Annotated in this window: 21 protein-coding genes and 1 pseudogene; 7 read left to right on the top strand and 15 right to left on the bottom strand. The window is 62.6% G+C overall.

From position 1 onward, the window contains the following. Positions 1-5 precede the first annotated feature (5 nt). Positions 6-1,364, top strand: coding sequence for an ABC1 kinase family protein (locus tag TP2_RS05175; protein ID WP_051692201.1), 1,359 nt, complete (start codon positions 6-8; stop codon positions 1,362-1,364). Here the strand turns inward: TP2_RS05175 and TP2_RS05170 are convergent. Then, a complete protein-coding gene (locus TP2_RS05170) occupies positions 1,346-1,549 on the bottom strand; it encodes a hypothetical protein (RefSeq protein ID WP_157617042.1) in 204 nt (67 codons plus the stop codon). The two genes, TP2_RS05175 and TP2_RS05170, sit on opposite strands and share 19 nt — an antisense overlap. Positions 1,550-1,560: 11 nt before the next feature. Between TP2_RS05170 and TP2_RS18240 the strand changes: the two are divergent. Next, positions 1,561-1,838 (top strand): annotated as a pseudogene (locus TP2_RS18240) (IS5/IS1182 family transposase); the annotation flags it as partial. Between the two features lie 70 nt (positions 1,839-1,908). Here the strand turns inward: TP2_RS18240 and TP2_RS05160 are convergent. The 6 genes from TP2_RS05160 to TP2_RS05135 form a co-directional block, all read right to left on the bottom strand. Beyond that, the gene (locus tag TP2_RS05160) at positions 1,909-2,850 is read right to left on the bottom strand and encodes an FAD:protein FMN transferase (protein WP_038074420.1); all 942 of its coding nucleotides are present in this window, start codon (positions 2,848-2,850) and stop codon (positions 1,909-1,911) included. Next, entirely contained in the window at positions 2,831-5,038 is a 2,208-nt protein-coding gene (locus TP2_RS05155; RefSeq protein ID WP_038074418.1) for a PepSY domain-containing protein, read from the bottom strand. Before TP2_RS05155 ends, TP2_RS05160 begins: the two co-directional genes overlap by 20 nt. Positions 5,039-5,050: 12 nt before the next feature. Continuing rightward, positions 5,051-5,521 (bottom strand): DUF2271 domain-containing protein, encoded by a 471-nt coding sequence (locus TP2_RS05150; RefSeq protein ID WP_038074414.1) that lies wholly within the window; start codon positions 5,519-5,521, stop codon positions 5,051-5,053. 38 nt (positions 5,522-5,559) lie between these two features. After that, positions 5,560-5,949: a PepSY domain-containing protein gene (locus tag TP2_RS05145; protein WP_038074411.1), complete on the bottom strand. Its 390-nt coding sequence runs from the start codon at positions 5,947-5,949 to the stop codon at positions 5,560-5,562. 175 nt (positions 5,950-6,124) lie between these two features. Further along, positions 6,125-6,811 (bottom strand): cytochrome b/b6 domain-containing protein, encoded by a 687-nt coding sequence (locus tag TP2_RS05140; RefSeq protein WP_051692203.1) that lies wholly within the window; start codon positions 6,809-6,811, stop codon positions 6,125-6,127. Beyond that, positions 6,804-7,121 (bottom strand): PepSY domain-containing protein, encoded by a 318-nt coding sequence (locus TP2_RS05135; protein ID WP_038074406.1) that lies wholly within the window; start codon positions 7,119-7,121, stop codon positions 6,804-6,806. Before TP2_RS05135 ends, TP2_RS05140 begins: the two co-directional genes overlap by 8 nt. A gap of 144 nt (positions 7,122-7,265) precedes the next feature. Between TP2_RS05135 and TP2_RS05130 the strand changes: the two genes are divergently transcribed. Further along, positions 7,266-7,925 carry a response regulator transcription factor gene (locus TP2_RS05130; protein WP_038074460.1) on the top strand — a complete coding sequence of 220 codons (660 nt, stop codon included), beginning with the start codon at positions 7,266-7,268 and terminating at the stop codon, positions 7,923-7,925. Next, positions 7,922-9,271: an ATP-binding protein gene (locus tag TP2_RS05125; RefSeq protein WP_038074403.1), complete on the top strand. Its 1,350-nt coding sequence runs from the start codon at positions 7,922-7,924 to the stop codon at positions 9,269-9,271. The genes TP2_RS05130 and TP2_RS05125 overlap by 4 nt, the downstream gene beginning before the upstream one ends. A 638-nt stretch (positions 9,272-9,909) precedes the next feature. Here the strand turns inward: TP2_RS05125 and TP2_RS05120 are convergent. Next, positions 9,910-10,395, bottom strand: a complete 486-nt coding sequence (locus tag TP2_RS05120) for a hypothetical protein (RefSeq protein ID WP_038074400.1) — start codon at positions 10,393-10,395, stop codon at positions 9,910-9,912. 399 nt (positions 10,396-10,794) lie between these two features. On the opposite strand from TP2_RS05120, the gene TP2_RS05115 reads away from it, so the two are divergent. The 3 genes from TP2_RS05115 to TP2_RS05105 all read left to right on the top strand — a co-directional run bounded on the left by TP2_RS05115 (position 10,795) and on the right by TP2_RS05105 (position 12,354). Then, entirely contained in the window at positions 10,795-11,019 is a 225-nt protein-coding gene (locus TP2_RS05115; RefSeq protein ID WP_038074397.1) for an AbrB/MazE/SpoVT family DNA-binding domain-containing protein, read from the top strand. Then, the gene (locus TP2_RS05110; RefSeq protein WP_038074394.1) at positions 11,016-11,402 is read left to right on the top strand and encodes a type II toxin-antitoxin system death-on-curing family toxin; all 387 of its coding nucleotides are present in this window, start codon (positions 11,016-11,018) and stop codon (positions 11,400-11,402) included. Before TP2_RS05115 ends, TP2_RS05110 begins: the two co-directional genes overlap by 4 nt. Before the next feature lie 169 nt (positions 11,403-11,571). Beyond that, positions 11,572-12,354 carry a YdcF family protein gene (locus TP2_RS05105; RefSeq protein WP_038074458.1) on the top strand — a complete coding sequence of 261 codons (783 nt, stop codon included), beginning with the start codon at positions 11,572-11,574 and terminating at the stop codon, positions 12,352-12,354. 239 nt (positions 12,355-12,593) lie between these two features. Here the strand turns inward: TP2_RS05105 and TP2_RS05100 are convergent, their stop codons facing one another. From TP2_RS05100 to TP2_RS05070, 7 genes are all read right to left on the bottom strand, one after another. Further along, a complete protein-coding gene (locus TP2_RS05100) occupies positions 12,594-13,367 on the bottom strand; it encodes a carbon-nitrogen hydrolase family protein (RefSeq protein ID WP_038074392.1) in 774 nt (257 codons plus the stop codon). Between the two features lie 53 nt (positions 13,368-13,420). After that, positions 13,421-14,596: an iron-containing alcohol dehydrogenase gene (locus TP2_RS05095; RefSeq protein ID WP_038074389.1), complete on the bottom strand. Its 1,176-nt coding sequence runs from the start codon at positions 14,594-14,596 to the stop codon at positions 13,421-13,423. A gap of 21 nt (positions 14,597-14,617) precedes the next feature. After that, a complete protein-coding gene (locus tag TP2_RS05090; RefSeq protein ID WP_084713984.1) occupies positions 14,618-15,451 on the bottom strand; it encodes an ABC transporter permease in 834 nt (277 codons plus the stop codon). After that, the gene (locus TP2_RS05085) at positions 15,444-16,316 is read right to left on the bottom strand and encodes an ABC transporter permease (protein WP_038074386.1); all 873 of its coding nucleotides are present in this window, start codon (positions 16,314-16,316) and stop codon (positions 15,444-15,446) included. Before TP2_RS05085 ends, TP2_RS05090 begins: the two co-directional genes overlap by 8 nt. A 3-nt stretch (positions 16,317-16,319) precedes the next feature. Then, the gene (locus TP2_RS05080; RefSeq protein WP_051692198.1) at positions 16,320-17,408 is read right to left on the bottom strand and encodes an ABC transporter ATP-binding protein; all 1,089 of its coding nucleotides are present in this window, start codon (positions 17,406-17,408) and stop codon (positions 16,320-16,322) included. Positions 17,409-17,472: 64 nt separating this feature from the next. Further along, positions 17,473-18,582, bottom strand: coding sequence for an ABC transporter substrate-binding protein (locus tag TP2_RS05075; RefSeq protein WP_038074383.1), 1,110 nt, complete (start codon positions 18,580-18,582; stop codon positions 17,473-17,475). Positions 18,583-18,657: 75 nt separating this feature from the next. After that, entirely contained in the window at positions 18,658-20,004 is a 1,347-nt protein-coding gene (locus TP2_RS05070) for a glutamine synthetase family protein (protein ID WP_051692197.1), read from the bottom strand. Between the last annotated feature and the right edge of the window lie 63 nt (positions 20,005-20,067).

Raw genomic sequence — 20,067 nt, 5'->3', positions numbered from 1 at the left:
CCCCGATGACCGACCGCTCGCGCCGGGTTCCCAAGACGCGCCTCACGCGGCTCGCGGCTTTCGGTCAGATGGCGGGCGGGATCGCGGCGGGGGCGCTTGGCGAAGGGGCGCGCAAACTGGCCAAGGGCGAGCGACCGCAGCTCTCGGAGCTGATCCTGACACCCGCAAACGCGCGCCGCGTAACCGATCAGCTCGCGCGGCTGCGCGGGGCGGCGATGAAACTCGGGCAGATGATTTCGCTCGATGCGGGCGACGTGCTGCCGCCCGAGCTGACCGAGATCCTCGCCCGCCTGCGCGAAGCCGCGAATGTGATGCCTCCCAGGCAGCTTGACCGGGTTCTGGCAGAGCAATGGGGTCCGGACTGGCGCAAGCAATTTGCGCGTTTCGAGACGCGCCCGATCGCGGCGGCCTCGATAGGCCAGGTGCATCGCGCGGTGCTGCCTTCGGGGCGCGAGCTGGCGGTGAAAGTGCAATATCCGGGTGTGGCCAACAGCATCGACGCCGATATCGACAATGTCGCGGCACTGCTGCGCTATTCGGGGCTGCTGCCGGTCGGGCTCGATATCCGGCCGCTGCTGGCCGAGGCGAAGCGCCAGCTGCACGAAGAGGCCGATTACCTGCGCGAGGCCGAGCAGATGCGCCGCTACCGTGCGCTCATGGCCGAGGATGCGCGTTTCGTGATCCCCGAGCCGCTCGACGATCTGCTGCGCCCCACGATCCTGCCGATGGATTTCGTTGCGGGCGCGCCGATCGAGACCGTGGCCGAAGCCGATCAGGCCACGCGCGACGAGGTGGCCTCTGCGCTTCTGTCGCTGGTCCTGCGCGAGCTTTTCGAATTCGGCTACATGCAGACCGATCCGAACTTTGGCAATTTCCGCTGGCAGAAAGATCAGGGCCGGATCGTGCTGCTGGATTTCGGCGCCGCCCGCGCGATCGCGCCCGAGACAGCGGCCTCCTATCGGCGCCTGCTGCGCGCGGGGCTCGACGAAGATCCGGCAAAGCTGCGCGCGGCTCTTCTCGAGATCGGTTTCGTGTCCGAGGCACAGCTCACCCGGCACGGTGCCACCTTCGACGAGATGATCGAAATTTTGCTCGCCCATGTCGCGCAAAGCCGGCCCGAGGGGGCGCTGTTCGACTTCTCCGACCGCAGCTTCGTCGAGGCTCTGCGCGACCGAGCGGCCCCGATCATGGCGGATCGGGCGAACTGGCATCTGCCACCCGCGCAAACCCTGTTCGTGCAGCGCAAGATCAGCGGCACCGCGCTCCTGAGTGTGCGGATGCGCGCCCAAATGCCCTTGATCGAAATGGTGCGCCCCTATGCCGAGGGTGAGGACCCCGATCCGCCTCAGTCGAGCCCAAGCTGATCGAGAATTCGCCGGATCTTCTTTTTGACCTTGCCGAAACCGGCCGTTGCGTGGGGCCAGACGACGCGGTCCCGGTCGCGGCTCAGCTCGCAAAGCGTGATCCCACACTCCGTCAGTTCGAATTCGGCCTGCGCGGTCCAGTCTTTCAGCGGGGCTCTGTTGCGCAAACCCCTGGTGGAATTCATCTCGTGAATCCAGTGTGGTAGCTGGGCCGCATGAACAGACCCACAAGTGCCATGATGCCATAGAGGATCGAGGCGCTGCCGCCGTCATCCCTCCCCGCAAGAACGCAAAACCATAAAAGCCGAACACGCCCGGGGCGCGCGCGAAACTAAGATGTATTGTTTAAATCTGCTGGGGCAGCGCCTCATGGCGCGGGACTTCGACCGTCAGGTCGCTGAACTCCAGATCCGCATAGCCGTCCTGAATGGCTACACCGACCTTGGCATATCTGTCACTGAGGTCGTGGGATAAGTCTGTCCGGGGATAGGGGAACCTCGCCGAACAGCCGAATGGCGCAACAGAGCCCACCGAGGGGAACAGGTCAAAACAGGGCGCCCGTGCCGAAGCTCGTCACCTGGCCGCAGTTCTCACGCATCAAGAAAAGTGCATCGAGCCGGATCTTCCGTGCAAGCTCTCCCCCTGCCTCCGGGCCGCGCACCATGAGTGCCGTCGCCCATCCGTCGGCCTCGGCACAACTGCGCGCAACCACCGTCACCGATGCGGGCGATGTCACCACAGGAGCACCGCGCGAAAGATCCATCGTATGCGAAAGCCTTCGGGTGCCGAGGTCGATCCAGTGCCGGTAATCGCCGGAGGTCGCGACCGAGGCATTCTCGAGCGCGAGGATCGAATGCGGCGTGCGGCGCAGCGGATCCGGGCTCTCGATCGCAATCGTCCAGGGCGTGCCATCGGGCCTCAGACCGCTGGCGCGCATCTCACCGTCGATCCCGACGAGACCGGCTTCGATCCCCTGCTCGGCGAGTGTCTGAGCGAGACGGTCGACTCCATAGCCCTTCGCGATCCCGTTCAGATCCAGCACCAGGGGGCCGCGCTTGCGAGCCCTGCCATCGTCGAGTTCAAGCAGTTCAAATGCGGGTTGGCGTTTCGCACTCATTGCGGCGCGAATCCTGTCGGGTGCTGCCTCCTCCGGGCCGAAGCCCCACGCGTTCACCGCATCCCCAAGACCGATATCGAATGCACCGCCCGAGGCTTTCCCGATTTCGAGCCCGAGCCGGAGCACTTCGGCGAGCCGCTCGGGCACCGCCACCCATTTATCCAACGCCGCCGCGTTGAGCCGCATCAGATCGCTGTCGGGTTTCCACGTGGACATCTGGGCATCGACTTCCTCGACCGCTGCCTGAAGTGCTTCGCGGATCGGCGCAGGGTCGCGCTCGGGCGAGGCGAAGAACAGGGCCGTCCAGCGTGTGCCCATTGTGGGGCCGTGCAGGGCGTGGCGCACAAGATCAGAAGATGTCTTCGACATAGCGCCCCTCCGCTTTCAGTTTTGCCGGGCTCAACCCGCTCGCTGCGAGGATGTCGCGCAGAGCCTCGGAGACGCCCGCAGCCATGTCCCGCCCGCCGCAGACCATGATCCGCGCTCCGCTTTGGACCAGTCGCACAAGTTCGGGCGCATCGGCGCGCATTGCGTCTTGCACGTAGCGCGGTCGCTGGGCGCGCGAGACCGAGGTGACGAGACGCGACAGGCGTCCTTCGTTCTTCCAGTCGCTGATTTCCTGCGCATAGAGAAAATCGCTGTCCGGATCGCGCATGCCGAAGAACAGGTGGATCGGACGGCGTTTCGCGTTTTCGCGCACGAACCCCGCCAGCGGCCCGATCCCCGTGCCCGCGCCGATCAGGATCAGGGGGGCGCGCGAGCGGTCCGGTCGGAAGGCGGGGTTGCGCCGGACGAAGGCGCGCACGCTCTCACCAGGCTCAAGCGCGGTCAGCTGGCCCGAACACAATCCGCCGGGATGTTTCTTCACCACGATCTCCGCGAACCCGTCGCGCCGCGAAGAGGCGAGCGAATAAAGGCGCGGCGCCTGCGCCCCGTCGGGCAGGATCGCGACCAGATCGCCCGCGCTGAACCGTGCAAAGCCCGTGCCCGTCAGCTTTTGCCACAGCGTCGGGCGAGGCAGGGCAAAGCGCAGGATCGAGGTCGGAGCCTGCACTTCCGCCCCGAAATCGCGGCGCGACACAAGCGTGAGGTCGGTGGTGGAAGGGAGGACGGTCTGGTGGCACAGATCGAGCTCGATCCCGAGCGCCGCCCCCAAAGCCTGCCCCCAGCGCGCAAAGGCCTGCGGCGACTGCCGGTCGATCGTGTCATAAGGCAGCAGAACCGGCCATCCCGCCGCTTCTGCGGTATCGGCGACGGCCCGGGCATAGGCACAAAAAGCCGGGAAGGTCCGGTCCCCGAAGCCGAGCACCGCGACCGGAATGTCATGCGCGCCGCGATGGGCCTGAAGTGTCTCCAGAAAACCCTTTGCCGAGCCGGGTGCCGCGCCGTCACCATAGGTGGCCGCGAGCAAGATGATCCGCTCGGCCCGCGTATAGCGCTCGGGCGCGAAGGACGACATCGGCGCGATATGGGCCGTCTGCCCCGCGGCACCGAGCGCCCGATGCAGCGTCGCGGCAAAGCCCCAGGTGCTGCCGCCTTCGCTGCCGACAAGGATGATGGTGTCGGCGCGTCCGGGCGGCTGGTTGGCACGAATGCGCGGACGTCCGCGCCGCCCCGCCAGCCAGATCAGGACACCCGTGGCGCCCATCGCGGGCACGCCAAGCGCCATGATCCCCAGCACCGCGCCCAGCAGCGCGGCACCCTGACCAGTATGAAGGGTGTAGATCGTTTCGGAAATGCGCTGCCACGGGCCGAGATCGGCCCAGGCGAGCACCGCGCCGTTGCCCTGATCGAGATAGCCTGTGCCCCGATCGGTCTTCAGCGTGAATACGTCCGTAGCATCACCGGGGTAGGGAAAACTCAGGCTCCGCAGCTCCGATACGGGCGTGGTCCCGAGCAAGGCAAGCTCGGCGAGCGGTGCGCCGGTCTCGCCGCTCACCTCCGAGGGGATGGCAAGCGAGGGGCTGCCATCGGGGATCAGCTCGAACGTGGAGGCAGTCATCCACAGAGCCGTGGCCGAGGACAGTATCAGGCCGACCACGGCGACCCGCGCGATCTCGACATGCACGCGGCCGGGAAGGGGCCCGCGCAGACGGGCGAACCAGTTACGCCAGCCACCTGTACGCCGCGCGACGAGAAACGCTCCGGACACCGAAAGCACCAGCATCGCCACCGCTCCGAGCGCGCTGATCACGCGGCCCGTATCTCCGAGAAAGAGGGCGCGGTGAAGATTGGTCAGCCAGCGCTGAAGCGGATCGGGATCGGCCGAAGCGACGCCCTGTCCGGTCGTGGGGTCGATTACCGCCGCGCCGGGTTGTCCCAAATCGAACCAATAGGCCGTGATCCGCCCCGAAGGCGCGCGCCGGATCTGCTCTAGCCCCGGATAGACCACTTGAACGCGCTCGGCGAGCGTTGCGACGCTCAGTCCCGCCTCGGCCTGCGGTGCCGCGATCCGCTCCGTGACCGGAAAGACTGCGAGCACCGCGCCGCTGAGCGCAAGCACCGTGACAAGAGCCAGGGCGATCAGCCCCGGCCAGCGATGAAACGCGCGGATCATGGCCCTGTCACCTCACATGTCGTAGGCAAAGCTGGCAACGTAGCGACGCCCGGCAACCGGCTTGCCCACGCCATCGGTCGTGAGCGGGATGGCAACCTCGTTGGGACTGTCGCGCATGTCCTCGACGGCAGCGTCGATATGAAGCGTGTAGCCCGCGTCAAACAGGGCATCCGCCAGATCGAGAGTGATCTCGAGCGTGCGGCCCGCACCGACGCTCGCGCCGGTGATGCCGTTGATCTGCGCCGGATCGCCGCCAGTCGCGCGATACCAGTCACTCAGATGTTCGTAATATTTCGACTTGCCGCCCGCCATCCAGAGGCTGCCCGCATAGGCGCCCGAAGCGTCGGTGACATAGAGCGCGAGATAGGCGCCGTCGCCACCGTAATTGCTGAGCGTCGTCGTCAGCGTGACCGGCCGCGCAGAAGCGAGGCCGGGAAGGGTCAGCGCCGTGCTAAGCGCCAGTGTTGCGAGAAGGGACTTCATCTGGGGATTCCTTTTTCAGGCGTTGCGTCGCGAGGGCCTCAGTTCACCTGGACCTTCGGCGGGGCGCCGTTGCCGAAGAGGCCGTTCTGGGGCGGGGCGACCGTGCCCGCCGGGGCGGGGTTGCGCGTGGACGCGCCGTAATCGTCGTCATCCTCTTCGACGTCATGCTCCATCTTGAGGACGCGCAGCGTCACCGGATCGAGCTTCGCTTCGATCTTGCGCCCCTCGCGGTCGCGACCCTCGATCTCGTATCGGCCGTCCTCCATCTCGATTTCGCGGACAGTCCAGCCGTTCTCGCGCGCGAGCTGCATCACGGCGTCGCGGGACTGCGATTGTCCGCGCGCGGTTTTTTCATAGTCGTCATCGGCGAGCGCCACGCCCGCGGGAAGCAGGGCGATGAGGGAAATTGCGGTCAGGGTCTTACGCATGGCAGGGTCTCCTTTTTCATCTGCTACCGACAATCTTGGATGCCGACCTGAGCGGTTCCTGACGGCCCGGCACTTTCCGCTTCAGCTTCGCGTCAGGAAAAAAGGCCCCACCTTGTGAGGGCGGGGCCAGTGAGGCCGCAGGACGAAACGGCCTTGGGGTCGCGATCAGGAACGATCAGGCGATATCGCCGGGATCGGGTGCACGCTTGTCGCCGGTCAGCATCGCCCGGGCGAGGTTTTCGCGATGCCGGAAGGAGGCCAGAACCACCCCGGCGACATGCAAGGCGACGAGCAGCAGGACCAGATTGGCGAGAACCTCGTGCAGCTCCTCGAGGGCCTCATTCCCTCCGCCTTCCGCACCTTCTCCGCTTTCGCCGTATTCTCCGTATTCGCCATCCTCGTCCGCGAAAGCCGGGGTCGCGATCTGCGGCAGCTCCGGAAGCATTGCCAGACGCGCAGGTTCCGCCATGAGCCAGCCGGTGAAGGCGGTGCCCGATAGCGAGATCAGCAGGGCCACGATCATCAGGGCCCCGGCGGGGTTATGACCGAGATAGCGCCGCTCCTTCCCGCGCAGCATGTCGCCAAGATAGGACAGGGTCGGCCCGGGCCCTCTGAGGAATTGAGTGAACCGGGCATAGCGCCCGCCCACGATCCCCCAGATCAGCCGGAAAGCGATCAGCCCCGCGACCGTGTAGCCGGCGATCTCGTGCACCGGCTGCAATTCGTCAGCCGTAAGCCACGCCGTCGCAAAGGCCGCGACCAGGCCCCAGTGGAAGATACGCACCAGCGGATCCCAGACTCGCAGCTTGCCTCCGGCGCTTCCGCCGGGATGGGTCTCGTCGTGAAATGTTGCGTCAGTCATGTTTGCCACCTTCACCATCTTCACGGGAACGACTGCGTTCATCGTCCTCGTATTCGACTTCGAGAATCTGAAGCGTCGAGGGATGAACCTTCACTTCGACGCGGCGGCCCTGTGCATCATTGCCGTCGATTTCGTAGCAGCCGTCATCGATCTTGATACGACGCACCGTCCAGCCGTTCTGCGTGGCCAGCTCGGCCACCGCATCACGCGGCTGCCAATTCGCCATCGGGACGAAACAGTCGTCATCCGCCAGAGCCGTTCCGGCAGGAAACGCCAGGAGAAAGGCGAGAATTGTCACTGTCTTCTTCATGGGCCAAACTCCTGTTCGCGGCCAGCTTGTCGCCTTTCATGGGCAATCAATCTGACGGGAACCTGAAGCCGCATCCTGCGCCGCGTCAGCTTGGTGTCAGCCTCGCGGATCAAGACAGGGCATCGAACAAGAGATGGAATGAAAATGCGCATCCTGCTGATCGAGGACGACACTATTCTGGGCGCTGCCGTGCGCGATCAGATCGCCAGCGATGGCCATTCGGTGGACTGGGTCACGCGGCTCGACGAGGCGAGCGCAGCGATCCGCAGCACCGGCTATGATCTTGTCTTGCTGGACCTGATGCTGCCTGACGGGCGGGGTATCGGGTTTCTAAAATCACTGCGCAGCCGGGGCGATGTGAGCCCGGTGATCATTATGACTGCACTTGATCAGGTCTCGGATCGGATCGAGGGACTGAACGCGGGCGCCGACGACTACCTCGTGAAGCCCTTCGATCTTGCCGAGCTTTCGGCGCGCATCGGTTCGGTCGCGCGGCGCTACAGCGGCAACCCGAACCCGATTCTCACTCACGCCGGGCTGGAGATCGACCTTGCGGCCCGCAGCATCCGGCGTGACGGCAAACCTGTGCAACTGACGGCGCGTGAATGGGCATTGTTCGAAGCCTTCCTTTCCCGTCCCGGCCAGCTGCTTTCGAAGGCCCAGCTCGAAGAGAAGCTCTATGCCTTCGATGCGGAGGTAGAGAGCAACACGATCGAGGTTCACGTGAGCCGCTTGCGCAAGAAGCTTGGAGCGCATGTGATCGAGACCGAGCGCGGTCTCGGCTACAGGCTGGGCAAACCATGAGGTTGCCCAGCAGTCTTCAGGCCCGTTTGGGGCTTTCGCTCGGGATCATCCTGACGCTCATGTGGCTCGCCGCCGCGACGGTCACGGCGTTTATCGTGCGAAAGGAGATGAGCGAGGTTTTCGACTCTACGCTCCAGGAAACGGCGCAAAGGATCTTGCCGCTCGCAGTCATGGATATCGTGAACCGGGACGGCAACAACGCGACGCAGCGTCTTGCGAGCCTGCGCGATCATGAAGAATTCTTCACCTATATCGTGCGTGACGCAGAGGGACGCATTCTACTTCAGTCTCATGCCGCTGACCCGGCGATATTCCCCGACTATGCGGAACGCGGTTTCAGCCAGACAGCCACGCACCGGCTCTACAGCGATGCAGCTCTTCAGGACACGATCCGCATCACCGTCGCGGAGCCCCTGTCGCATCGGGCGCAGGTCGCGCGTGAGATCGCACTTGGCCTCGGCCTGCCCCTGCTTATCGTCATCCCGCTTGCATTCGTGGCAGTGGTTCTGGCGGTTCGCGCCAATCTGGGGTCTTTGCGGCGTTTCCGCAGCAATCTCGAAGCGCGCAATGCCCGCGATCTGACACCGATCCCGACTGAGGGTCTGCAAGCCGAGATCGCACCGGTCGCAACGACGCTCAACAATCTGCTGGGCCGATTGCGCGAAGGGATCGAGGCCGAACGCAACTTCGCGTCGAACGCCGCGCATGAGTTGCGCACGCCGCTTGCGGGCGCAATTGCCCAGACCCAGCGCTTGAGTGCGGAGACCACCGATTTTGCGGCGAAGGCGCGCGCTGGGGAGATCGAGGCAACGCTCAAGCGGCTCACGCGACTTGCCGAACGCCTGCTGCAACTCGCCCGGGCCGAAGGCGGACCGTTGCGGTTGGACCGACCCTCGGACCTGCGCGTCACAGCCCGTATCGTCGTCGAAGATCTTGCACGCGGCCTCGACCCGGGACGCATCGTTCTTGAACTCCCTCAGACGCCCGTCAACTCGGATTTCGACCCCGACGCCTTCGGGATCGTGTGCCGAAATCTCGTCGAAAATGCTCTCAAGCACGGCGCACCGGACCAGCCCATATCGGTGCGGCTGACCGAGGATGGAATTTTCACCGTAACTAATGCCGGGCCTGTTCTGCCGCGAGAGACCCTTGCGCGTCTCACGGCACGGTTCGAGCGAGCCGATAGCAAGAATGATGGCAGCGGATTGGGGCTTGCGATCGTCGCAGTCATCGCCGAGCGGATCGGAAGCTCTCTTACTCTGAGTTCACCACCTGCCGGAAAGAAATCTGGCTTCGAAGCCCGAATGAGCCTCCCTTTAACCACGCCGACGGCGAAGCTTTCATAACGCGCGCCCCTTGGGATCGCTGAAATCAAGACCTTTGAAAGAGCGGTTCCGCATAAGCGGGCGAGCGGCTTCTCTATACACCTCTAAACATGTGCCGTGGACCCAGCGAATGCCCGCTTCCCATCCTCTCGATCGTGAGGTCACTCTATTGCCTGACGCACTCGTTGCGACAAGGCGCAGCAGCTCCCGCTCGTGAGCCCGCTGGCATAGGAAAACACATAGGCCGGCTAGCGCATTCCCGGCACGAATATTGCATCGAAGTTCTGAGCGATGCCACTGTCGGGGCGGGTTGGTCGGTGCCCCCTTTCGGTCCACCTGTCTTCTACCTCGGAGGCAAAGCAATGGAAGAGAGACCTCCCGACGCCGAGACTGCCACCGCCCCGCAATGAGAAACTGCCGACTTTCGGCGAAAACTCGGTGACACGTATCCAAGTGAAGATCCGCCACGATCAGAGTTTTCGTCATTCTTCCCATCTCCGCGAGACGCTGCGAATGGCAGCAATCAGATCAGCAGATCGCGTCCGGTAGCGCGCAGCGTTTTCGCGAGGCGCCCGATCTGCCGGAGGCTGGGCGGTCGCCCAATTTCGCACATCTCTTCGACGAACACGCGCACGCGTTCCATCTCATCTGGCTCCACATCATCGCCGGCCGCGCGCTTGAAGAACGACACGAGGTGCGCAGGATCGCTCACGTCGACGCGGAACGCCCCGCGGCATACGCTTTTCGAAATGCGTGAGCACCCTTTCCGCCCAGCTGAGAACCTCTCGTTTATGGCGTTCCCGGTCGCCCCTTAAGGCCGCGGTGGTCATCGGATGCGAATGGATTTCCGCATAAAGCGTCGCCGCATCCCGACGCAGCCGACGCTGATAGCTCGTGCCTTTCGCACTTTTCACGGTCTCACGGATCGTCTCCAGCTTCTCGGCCCAGAGCGCCTCGAGCTTCTTGAGCGTCGTCGTGCCGTCAAGCTTGATCGGCGCTCTCGGCTCTGCGACATGGCGCGAATAGCGTGGCACCCGCATCGCCTCGCCAAAGACCTGTGCGGCCGTGTTCACCTGTTCCGGCGCCCCCTTCACCTTGCGCGGGGCCGCCGAATAGCATTCGATATGGACAAACTGATAGCTCATGGATCACCTCTTCTCTTCCCGGCTTGCACTCGAGGATAAGAGGGTGACCTGAAAAAACGGACAGGAGACCGGTGCGAAAAACGGCGCCAGGAAAACTAGCTATATGACAGACTGTAGGTAGGTTTTTCGAACGGCTGGATTGCGGACCTGGGCGTAAGCGCCGAAAAGGGTCCCATGGATACGCTCTGCCGTATCGTTGCCCAGAAGCCAGAATCCTGCTCTCCGGCAGCAGTGCCCCGCGAGATCTGGAAACAGAGAGTATGCCCGGCGCCGAGGTCATGGCGGCCGCCTTTCGCGAAACAGGCATCGCGCCAAACCAGACTCTCCGGGTGAGCACTTAAGAGCTTGCCTCTCGTGGTGCGCCGCGTATATACTTCAATATATCCAAGGAGCCTTATAATGATCGAAACGAAGGTCCGAAAAGTTGGCAACTCCGCGGTCATGACGCTGACGACCGAAATGCTGACGATCCTCGACGCCAAAGAAGGCGACACGCTTTTCGTCCTGCGTGGCGATGATGGCAGCCTGAAGATCACCCCACATGATCCCGCTGTGGCGGCTGCACTGGCAGCGGCGGAGATCGTCATGGATGAGAACCGTGATCTCCTGCAGGCGCTCGCATGACGGAACCGATCTGGGTTCCGCTTGCAGCCGTCCTTGCCATCCACGATCGACAGATCACCCGCCATGGCGGCGCGTCCGGGCTGCGTGACAGAGCACTCTTGGAGATGGGTTGCGCCCGCGCGATGAATCTCGCCGCATATGCCGGAGCGGACCTCGAAGAGATTGCGGCGGCCTATGCCTTCGGCATTTCAAAGGCGCATGCTTTCGTGGACGGCAACAAACGCACAGCTTTCGTGACGGCGCTCACGTTTCTCCGGCTCAACAACTTCTCCTTTAGACCGTCTCCGATCGAAGGCGTTCGGATGATGGAGGATTTGGCCTCGGGCCAGGTTGACGAAGCAGCATTCGCCAAATGGCTCTCGCAGGGCATGAAGCCAATCTGACCTGCTCGAAGGTTCTTCGAGACATCAGGCCACTTGAGTGAAAAGCCCCGCTGGTTCGCCAGCAATCCGCCACGGGCGTCGAAGCATTTCGCTATCGCGCCATGTCTCGCATCTGATCCAGGCAACAATGGTGATTGCAGACCAGCACGGAAGCGCCGACAAGGGTCCCATGGATACGCTGGTCTTCGTCATCTCCAAGCTCCTGACCCTCCTGCTGCGCGCGGAAACCTGGGCAGCGCTCTTGCTCGCAGCCGCACTGATCGCGCTCGTAAGGGGGCGCCTGCGCGCCGCGCGCAGGATGCTTTCCATAGCGCTCGCGGGCCTCCTGGCTTTGGGGATCTTTCCCCTCGGCGATCTCCTCATCGTGCCCCTGGAGCGAACCTATCCGGCCAACCCGCAGCTCACCCATGTCGACGGGATCATCATCCTGGGCGGTGCGGAAGATGGCGCAGGCACAGCCCGCCACCATCAGGTTCAACTCAACGCGGCCGCCGAGCGCGTCACTGCAGGCCTAGCCCTCGCACATCGCTTTCCCGATGCCAGGATCCTGCTCTCTGGCAGCAGCGGCGACCTGCGCGACCTTGCCCGAGAGAGCATGCCCGGCGCCGAGGTCATGGCGGCCGCCTTTCGCGAAACGGGTATCCCGCAAGCGCGACTTCTTCTCGAGACCCGCTCGCGCAACACCTCCGAGAATGCGCGCCTCAGCCACGATCTCGCGCAGCCCGAACCGGGCGAGACCTGGCTGCTCGTCACCAGCGCCTTTCACATGAGACGCGCGATGGCGAGCTTTGAGCGGGCCGGGTGGGGTGAGTTGATCCCCTACCCTGTCGATTATCGCGACGATGGGTTTCTCGACGGCATCGGCTGGGACCTCGCCGGCCATCTCGACACGCTGGATCTCGCGATCAAGGAATGGGTTGGCATCGCGGCTTACGCGGCGAGCGGGAGATAGCGCCGCCACGACCCGCAGCAGGCAGAGCCCAGTTTCATCCTCTGCTGGGAGCGCCTATCGACGGGTCGAACAGATTTTTCCCGGGCCGCCGTTTTCATGAAGATACCGGAACGCGCTTGCGAGGCGTGCCGAACGGGTCGATCGCCCGATCTTACGGGACATTACCGGTCAATTTGAGGACCTGTTTAGAACGTTCATTTTGCGATCTTTCGGGTCACAGACACAGGCTGGGGCTTCCGCTAGGAAAAGCTACGCAAATCGCTGATTTGAACCGAGATAGCCTCTGGCGGATAACTCGTTTTCTGCGGCAAGTCTGCCACCATTATTGCTTGCTCTTTACCTGCCTGCGCCAGAACACCTCCGTCGGGACCGACAATCGCCGAAGAGCCGCCAAAGACGACCTCGCGATCCGGTCCGGTATAATTCGCATAGACAACGGTGACTGCATTCTCGCTCGCGCGTGCCCGCACGAGCAGATCGGGGACGTGATCATAGCCAATCGGATTCGCTGTCGGCACGAGGATCAAGTCCGCCTTGGATCGAGCGAGAGCCCTGGCATGCTCGGGAAACTCGATGTCATAGCAAATCAGCAGACCGGTCCGAGTGCCCTCCAGATCGAACACGGGTGGTGGCTCCGTGCCGAACGCAAAGCTCGCACGCTCCATCTCGCCGAAGAGCTGGATCTTGCGGTAATGTCCGACCCGCGCGCCGCTCTTGTCGAACACCGACGCCGCGTTGAACACGTCATCGCCCAACCGTTCGGCCCAGCCATAACAGATCGCGCATCCGTGTTTCCGTGCCATGTCGCCAATCACGCCGCACCACTCTCCCCCGATTGGCTGCGCCTGCGCACGATGCTCCTCGGGCCGGTTGTAGCCGGGCAGGATCAGCTCGGGCAGCACGACCAGATCGGCGCCGAGCGACGCCAGACCGCTCACCCATGTCTCGATAATCGGCAATATCTGCGCCGGGTCAGAAGAAAGCGGCTGCGGCTGGACAAGCGCGATTTTCATGTTTGTCTCCAATCTCGGCAGCCAAGGGTATCGCCTGTGCCGCAGGCCGGCAATCAGCGTGCGGCGCGTAAGATTTGCTCCACACCCTCCGGATCCAAGGGGGTCGGATTTCCTCCGGCGCACGGATCACGCAACGCATCGGCGATCAGATCCGGAATATCACTGTCATTCACCTTTACGCCCATCTTGCTCAGGCTCGACGGCATATTGACCCGCACCTGCAACGTCTCAAGCCAAGTAAGAACGGCCGCACCGGCATCGCTGCCCTCCAGACGCAATTCATGCGCGAGCGTCGCCATCTGCTCGCTGACAGCAGGGAGATTGAAGCGGAGCACATGGGGCATCAAGACGGCATTGAGCATGCCATGATGCGCGTCGTAGCGCGCGCCCAACGGATGCGCCAAGGCATGAACTGCCCCAAGCCCTTTTTGCAGGGCCGTGCAGGCCATTGCGGAGGCGACGATCATGTTCGAGCGCGCCTCGAGATTTTCGGGCTCCCTATAGGCCGTCGCGAGCGCTCCGTCGATCATCTTCAGCGCCGTCAGCGCCAAGCCATCGGCCATCGGATGCCACCCCGGCGCGCAGAGCGCTTCCAGCGCATGCGAAAGCGCATCCATACCGGTCGCGGCCGTCAGAGTGGGGGGCAGGCCAACGGTCAACTCTGGATCGAGGATGACCAGCTCCGGCAGCATCTCGGGGTGGAAGATGATGACCTTGCGATGGGTCTGGGTATCGGTGATCACCGACGATCTGCCAAATTCCGAGCCCGTCCCTGCCGTTGTCGGGATCGCGATGACAGGCACCATTTCCTCGGTCTGAACGCGCCGGAAATTGTCGCAGATGTCTTCGAAATCCAGCAGCGGACGGGTTTGTCCCGCCATCATCGCTACGGCCTTGGCAGCATCCATCGCAGACCCTCCGCCGATCGCAATGACGCAATCATGGCCGCCTTTGCGCAAGACCTCCCGTCCCGCCATGACATTTTCCACAGTGGGGTTCGGCTGCACATCGTGGAAAAACCCAGGCTCCATGCCTGCAGCTTTCACGATCTCCAGCGCCTGCGTTGCGATCGAAGAGGTCGCGAGACCTCTGTCGGTAATCAGCAGCGGCGCCTTCGCGCCGATCTCCGCCAGTCCTGCCGGCAGATCGGACAGACGCCCGGCTCCAAACCAAACCAGCGTCGGAAAGCTCCAGCGGGTTTGAAGATTTGCGAAATCGTATTGGGTCATCGGGATTTCCTGCCGGATTGATCAGCTCTCGGCGATCCTGCTCAAGCGACGACGAGTGGCGCGTTTGCGCAACCTGTCGACGGCGAAGATCAATACCAAGGCGGGGATGAAGGTCAGCGTGGCGAGGGCCGGGTAGATCGGGGACGAGCCCACCGCGATCCCCGAGAAGACGAAGGTCGGCAGCGTGCGCGTCGAGCCCGAGAGACTGTAAGTGATGTAGAAATTCCCCCAGGAGAGCAGGAAAGCAAAAACCGCTGCCGAGAAGATCCCCGGCCAGATCAGCGGGAGCGTGATCTCTCGCAAAATTTGCCAACGGGTCGCCCCCGCGTCCTCGGCGGCATAATCGAGCGTGTTGTCATAGCCCTGCATTTGCACCGAGATGATCACGATGCAGAAAGGCGTAATGTAGATGACGTGCCCGATCACCGCGGACCAAAGCCCCGGCGACAAATTCAGCCATCCGGCCAGAACCGAGAACCACAAGAGCATCACGACGCCCAGCAGAAGCTGCGGGAACAGGAGCGGCGCGAAAGTCAGGATCCGAAAGCCCCACTGAAAGCGGAACTTGTAGCGGGTCCAGGCAAAGGCGCCGCCAATACCCAGAAGCGTTGCAAACAGCGTTGCCAGAACGGCCAACAGTGCAGAGTTCCCCAGCGACGACCAGAAATCGCGATCGGCCAGCAGCTCTCCATACCAGCGGGTCGAAAACTCCGGGATCGGCCAGGATAGAAAGCGGCTCTTTGTTAAAGAGAAAAGAACGAGTGTGGCAATCGGAATGTAGAAGAAAATGAGCGCTGCGATCACCGAGCCATAAAGCAAGACATCCGCAATCCGCTTTTCCATACGATCAGTCATGTGCCACCCTCCGAGCCTGCCAGAGAGCGACCGCCCCGAACACCGTCAAAGCCGCTGCACCGATCACGATCAGAACGAGAGTCAGAGCCGCCCCAAGCGGCCAGTTGACCCTGGTTTCAAAACTCTGCCGGATCAGCTCCGCCGCCAGCGGAGAGGTCCCGCCCCCCATAACCTTGGGCTCGAGGAAAACCCCGAGACTTAGGACAAACACCAGAACCGCCCCAGCCCAGATGCCGGGCTTGGCAAGCGGCAAGGTCACCTCGATGAAAGCCCGCAGCCGGGACGCGCCCGCGTCACGTGCCGCGAGCACCAGATCTCCGTCGATCCGCGCCATGGAGAGCGCGATAGTGAAGATCGTGTAGGGCAGCAGATTGTAGACCATGCCGATCATCGTCGCGTTCGGCGTGAAGAGCACGTTCACCGCGGCCGGTGGGAACCCGATCGCCTCGAGCGTGCCGTTCAGCACGCCGGAGCGATCGAGAAACAGCACCCAGCCGAAGGTCTTCAGAACAGCATCGGTGAGAAAGGCGAAGACCATCAGCAGCGTGATATGGTCGGACCAGCGCGACAGGCGATGCAGCATGCCATAGGCGATCGGGATCGCGAGGATGGTGCAGAGCACCGTGCAGACCAGCGCCATCATCAATGTGCGCCACATGATTGTCCAATAGTGGATTTGGCTGAACACATCGGTCCAGACCTTCAGATCCCAGGTCCAGACGAGCCGGTAGTATTGCGTTCCCTGAAAGCTCAGGAGTGCCGTCATGATCAGCGGGATCACGAAGAACAACCCCATCAACAACAAAAGCGGCAGCGTCGAGAGCCGCAACGCCCCGTCCCGCCAGGTTTTCTGTATCTCGGCCATCGGTCAGGTCTCCACAGCGAACAGGTCGCCAAGCGCGAGACCGAGCCTCACGGCATCGCCCTGCTTTGCGGGCAGAGTGGAAGTGCCGGGGATATCCATCACGATCTCGGTGCCAGCCGCAGCGATCCGATACTGGATGGAAGCGCCACGGATGAAATACTCGTTCACCGTACCGACGATGGTGCATTCGGCATTCTCGCCTTGCGCAAGCAGGCGCAGCATTTCCGGGCGTATCATAAGAGCCGCCTCGCTTCCCGCCGCAACTCCGGGCGCCACCTGATCGGCCGAAAGGAGAGGTTCGGCGCAATCCAGTATCTCGCACGCGAACCGGAACCCATCGCCTGCTCGCGTGATCTTCGCGGGCAGGAGATTGGTGTCTCCGATGAACCCGGCAACGAAGGCATCCGCCGGACGATAGTAGATTTCGGATGGCGCGCCCAGTTGCACAATCCGACCCGCACGCATCACGCAGATCCGATCGGCGAGCATCATCGCTTCCTCGAGATCGTGCGTGACGTGAACGAAACTCGTCCCGACATGGCGGTGCAGGTGTTTGAGTTCGGCCTGCAGGGATTTCTTCAGCTTCGCGTCGAGCGCGCTCATCGGTTCGTCGAGCAGCAGCACCGGCGGCTGCGACACCATCGAACGCGCGAGCGCCACGCGCTGCTGCTCCCCGCCCGACAGCTCATGCGGGTATCGGTTGAGATAGCTTTCCTTGAGGTGCATCAGCTCCAGCATTCTGCGCACCGCAGTGTCGATTTCCGGTTTCGGACGTTTGGCTAGATGAAGCGGGAAGCCGATATTCTGCGCGACGGTCTTGTGAGGAAACAGCGCGAGTTTCTGAAACACCATCCGCGTCGGTCGGGCCGAGGCAGGTATCCCCGCCATGTCCTTTCCGTCGATTACGAGACTGCCCGCCGAGAGATCCTCAAATCCGGCCAGGATCTTGAGCAGCGATGTCTTTCCGCACCCTGACGGTCCGACGAGTGCCAGAAATTCACCATTCGCGACTTCCAGAGAGATATCGGAAAGCGCGCGATAGGTGCCGTAATATTTTTCGATTCCGGTGGCTTTGATGATGGGGGAAACCAAGGGGGGAGTTCCTGTCTCAGAAATAGAGCAAGGGCGGCGAAAGCCACCCTTGCAAAGCGGTAGTTCAACGCGCGGCGGCCAGTTCCTGAGACCAAATCTCAAGCATCTGATCGATGTTCGGAGCGACATTGTGGAAGTGGGACTTGTCCCAGGCCTCCCACATGTAATCCATCTGCAGCACGTCTTTCTGCTCGTCCGTGAACAACGCCTCGGCCTTCTGCGACGGGACGAGGTTGCAGGTCGCTTCCGTCCAGGCGAGCTTGACGGCGACCTCGGGCGAGGTCAGATCGCGCAAGAGCGCTTTGGCCTTCGCGTCATCGACCGGATCTTTCACGATGCCGCCCGCTTCCATCCAGATGATACCCTGCTTCAGGCCGTCTTTCGGCTCGGGAACGATCGACATGATCTCTTTCTGGCCATCCTTGCGCAGCGCCGAGGTGCAGTAGGTCCCGCCGCCGATCAGGGTTCTGAACGAGCCGTCCATCAACCCCTTCTGAGCGACGGACAAGTCGCCCACGATCGCCCGCGTATTCTTGAACAGCGCGCGCAGCACGAGGCGGATCTCGTTGAGCTCGGCGTCGTCGAGCTCCTTGTAAGGATCGATCCCGGCATAGAGCGCCATCGGCATGATCGGCCAGTCGCCCCAGTCGAGCACGCAGATCTTGTCCTTGTAGGCGGGGTCGAAGCACGGCGCATAGCTGCGCCAATTTTCGAGCGTGTCATATTTCGTGTTTACAGTCGGCCCGACCCAGCCCCAGCGCGTCGGCAGACCCGTTGTCTTCCCGTCGAAATCCAGCGGCGCGAAGGGGGCGCGGAACTGGGGGTAGAAGCTCTCGTAGACGTCGGCGAACTCGGCATCGTCGAGGAATTCCCCGATTCCCGCCGGCCCCATCCGCTGCACCCAGGGGCTGTCAGTTGCGACCACGTCAAAGTCACGCCACGCACCTGCCGCGAGCTTCGCGAACCCGCCGGGACTGTCGGTGATGAGGTCGATCGAGATCGAAACGTCGTTCGCCTCCTCGAAGGGCTTGATGATGTCGGGGCTGTCATAGCCCTCCCAGCACATGAACTTCATGGAGGTCGCGGCCTGTGCGGACCGAGGCATCAGGCCAGCACCTGCGAGCCCCGCAGCGCCCATGCCTTGCAGGAACGTGCGGCGATTGGGCGAAAACATCGGTATTCCCTTGGACTTTGTCATCTCTCTTAACTCCCGGTTGGTTGGATCAAGGCCAGCTTTGTTTTATTTGTTTCAGACGACCTCTAGGTATCTTTCGCGTTCCCAAGTGCTCACGTGGCGAAGGAAAGAAGCGTATTCGTGACGGCGCGCCCGCACGAAACTGTCGATAAAGACATCCCCGAAAAGGGCGCGGGCAACCCGGCTCTCATTCAGCCGGTCGGCCGCCATACCAAGATCGCTCGGAAAGCGGCTCTCGGGTGAAGGCTGCAGGATATATTGATCGCCCGACGCCGCTGGCCCCGGATCGACCTCGTTCTCGATCCCCCACAATCCAGCACCGATGCACATGGCCAACGCCAAATGCGGGTTTGTATCCGCCGAAGGAACCCGAAACTCCACGCGCGTCGCATCCGGAGAGTCGTTCATCACCCGGGCCGCGACCGTGCGGTTCTGAATCCCCCAGGAGGCCGACGTGGGCGCCCACATTCCCGGCACCATTCGGCGATAGGCATTTACGGTGTGGCTGCACAGCGCGAGCATCTCGGGCATCAAGGCGACGAGCCCACCGATGAAATGCCGTGCTGTCCGGCTCAAGCCGTCCGCATCGTCAGGATCGACAAAGGCGGGGCTCTTGTCTTTCAGGTTGCGCAACGAGACATGCAGATGACCGGACTGACCCGAGAGGTTTTCGTTCAACTTCGACATGAAGCAGGCGGTGAGCCCGTTGCGCCGGAAATAGGTCTTCGCGAAGTTCTTGAACAGTGCAGCATCGTCGGCGGCTTTTACACCCTGTGTATGAGTCAGCGGCACCTCAAGGCAGCCGGGGCCCAATTCCGTATGGAGCGCATCCAAGCTGATCCCCAGTCGCTCCATCATGTCCACGAGCCCTTCCAGAAGGTCGTGCTCGTTCGCCAGCGTCTCGAGCGAGTAGGTCTTGTTGCCCAGCGCGTAATGCTTGGGCTCGGCAAACCCGCCTTCGCGCAGGCTTGCCGCGTCCTCGTCGAGAACATTGAACTCGAACTCGAAAGCCGAATGGACCGAGAAACCCATATCGCGCGCTTTCTCGAGTTGGCGGATCAACTGATTTCGCGCGGACCGCTCTCCGAAGGGCATCGTATAATCGGCGATGCAAATCGCTTGTTCGCCCTCGAAAGGCCAGGCCCGCAAAGTCTCAGGGAAAAGCTGCGCCGGAACGTCGGTATAGTCGCCGCTCCCATAGGTTTCCTCGGCGCTGTCCCAATTGTAGAGCACATCGCAGAACGGGTAGCCCCCTCGGGCCAGCTTCTCCGCCTTGGCGCGCGCGACCCGTTTGACGCGGAACATCCCGTCCTGATCGAAAATCCCGATATGCACATATTGCGCGCCGATCCGATCGAGCATTTCGTGCATATCGACATGATTGGGGGTATCAGCTTGCATTCCGCAGCATTCCATTTTTCCTAATTGTGGTCAGCTTAGAGCTTTGAATGAGCCCACCAATAC

This window comes from Thioclava pacifica DSM 10166 (genome assembly GCF_000714535.1).
Taxonomy (GTDB): domain Bacteria; phylum Pseudomonadota; class Alphaproteobacteria; order Rhodobacterales; family Rhodobacteraceae; genus Thioclava; species Thioclava pacifica.
The sequence above is the reverse complement of the archived record's forward strand: the minus strand, read 5'-3'. Positions and strand labels throughout refer to the sequence as shown.

Coding starts and splice junctions, on each gene's coding strand:
- TP2_RS05175 (WP_051692201.1), top strand. CDS start 6: ATGACCGACCGCTCGCGCCGGGTTCCCAAGACGCGCCTCACGCGGCTC.
- TP2_RS05170 (WP_157617042.1), bottom strand. CDS start 1,549: ATGAATTCCACCAGGGGTTTGCGCAACAGAGCCCCGCTGAAAGACTGG.
- TP2_RS05160 (WP_038074420.1), bottom strand. CDS start 2,850: ATGTCGAAGACATCTTCTGATCTTGTGCGCCACGCCCTGCACGGCCCC.
- TP2_RS05155 (WP_038074418.1), bottom strand. CDS start 5,038: ATGATCCGCGCGTTTCATCGCTGGCCGGGGCTGATCGCCCTGGCTCTT.
- TP2_RS05150 (WP_038074414.1), bottom strand. CDS start 5,521: ATGAAGTCCCTTCTCGCAACACTGGCGCTTAGCACGGCGCTGACCCTT.
- TP2_RS05145 (WP_038074411.1), bottom strand. CDS start 5,949: ATGCGTAAGACCCTGACCGCAATTTCCCTCATCGCCCTGCTTCCCGCG.
- TP2_RS05140 (WP_051692203.1), bottom strand. CDS start 6,811: ATGACTGACGCAACATTTCACGACGAGACCCATCCCGGCGGAAGCGCC.
- TP2_RS05135 (WP_038074406.1), bottom strand. CDS start 7,121: ATGAAGAAGACAGTGACAATTCTCGCCTTTCTCCTGGCGTTTCCTGCC.
- TP2_RS05130 (WP_038074460.1), top strand. CDS start 7,266: ATGCGCATCCTGCTGATCGAGGACGACACTATTCTGGGCGCTGCCGTG.
- TP2_RS05125 (WP_038074403.1), top strand. CDS start 7,922: ATGAGGTTGCCCAGCAGTCTTCAGGCCCGTTTGGGGCTTTCGCTCGGG.
- TP2_RS05120 (WP_038074400.1), bottom strand. CDS start 10,395: ATGAGCTATCAGTTTGTCCATATCGAATGCTATTCGGCGGCCCCGCGC.
- TP2_RS05115 (WP_038074397.1), top strand. CDS start 10,795: ATGATCGAAACGAAGGTCCGAAAAGTTGGCAACTCCGCGGTCATGACG.
- TP2_RS05110 (WP_038074394.1), top strand. CDS start 11,016: ATGACGGAACCGATCTGGGTTCCGCTTGCAGCCGTCCTTGCCATCCAC.
- TP2_RS05105 (WP_038074458.1), top strand. CDS start 11,572: ATGGATACGCTGGTCTTCGTCATCTCCAAGCTCCTGACCCTCCTGCTG.
- TP2_RS05100 (WP_038074392.1), bottom strand. CDS start 13,367: ATGAAAATCGCGCTTGTCCAGCCGCAGCCGCTTTCTTCTGACCCGGCG.
- TP2_RS05095 (WP_038074389.1), bottom strand. CDS start 14,596: ATGACCCAATACGATTTCGCAAATCTTCAAACCCGCTGGAGCTTTCCG.
- TP2_RS05090 (WP_084713984.1), bottom strand. CDS start 15,451: ATGACTGATCGTATGGAAAAGCGGATTGCGGATGTCTTGCTTTATGGC.
- TP2_RS05085 (WP_038074386.1), bottom strand. CDS start 16,316: ATGGCCGAGATACAGAAAACCTGGCGGGACGGGGCGTTGCGGCTCTCG.
- TP2_RS05075 (WP_038074383.1), bottom strand. CDS start 18,582: ATGTTTTCGCCCAATCGCCGCACGTTCCTGCAAGGCATGGGCGCTGCG.
- TP2_RS05070 (WP_051692197.1), bottom strand. CDS start 20,004: ATGCAAGCTGATACCCCCAATCATGTCGATATGCACGAAATGCTCGAT.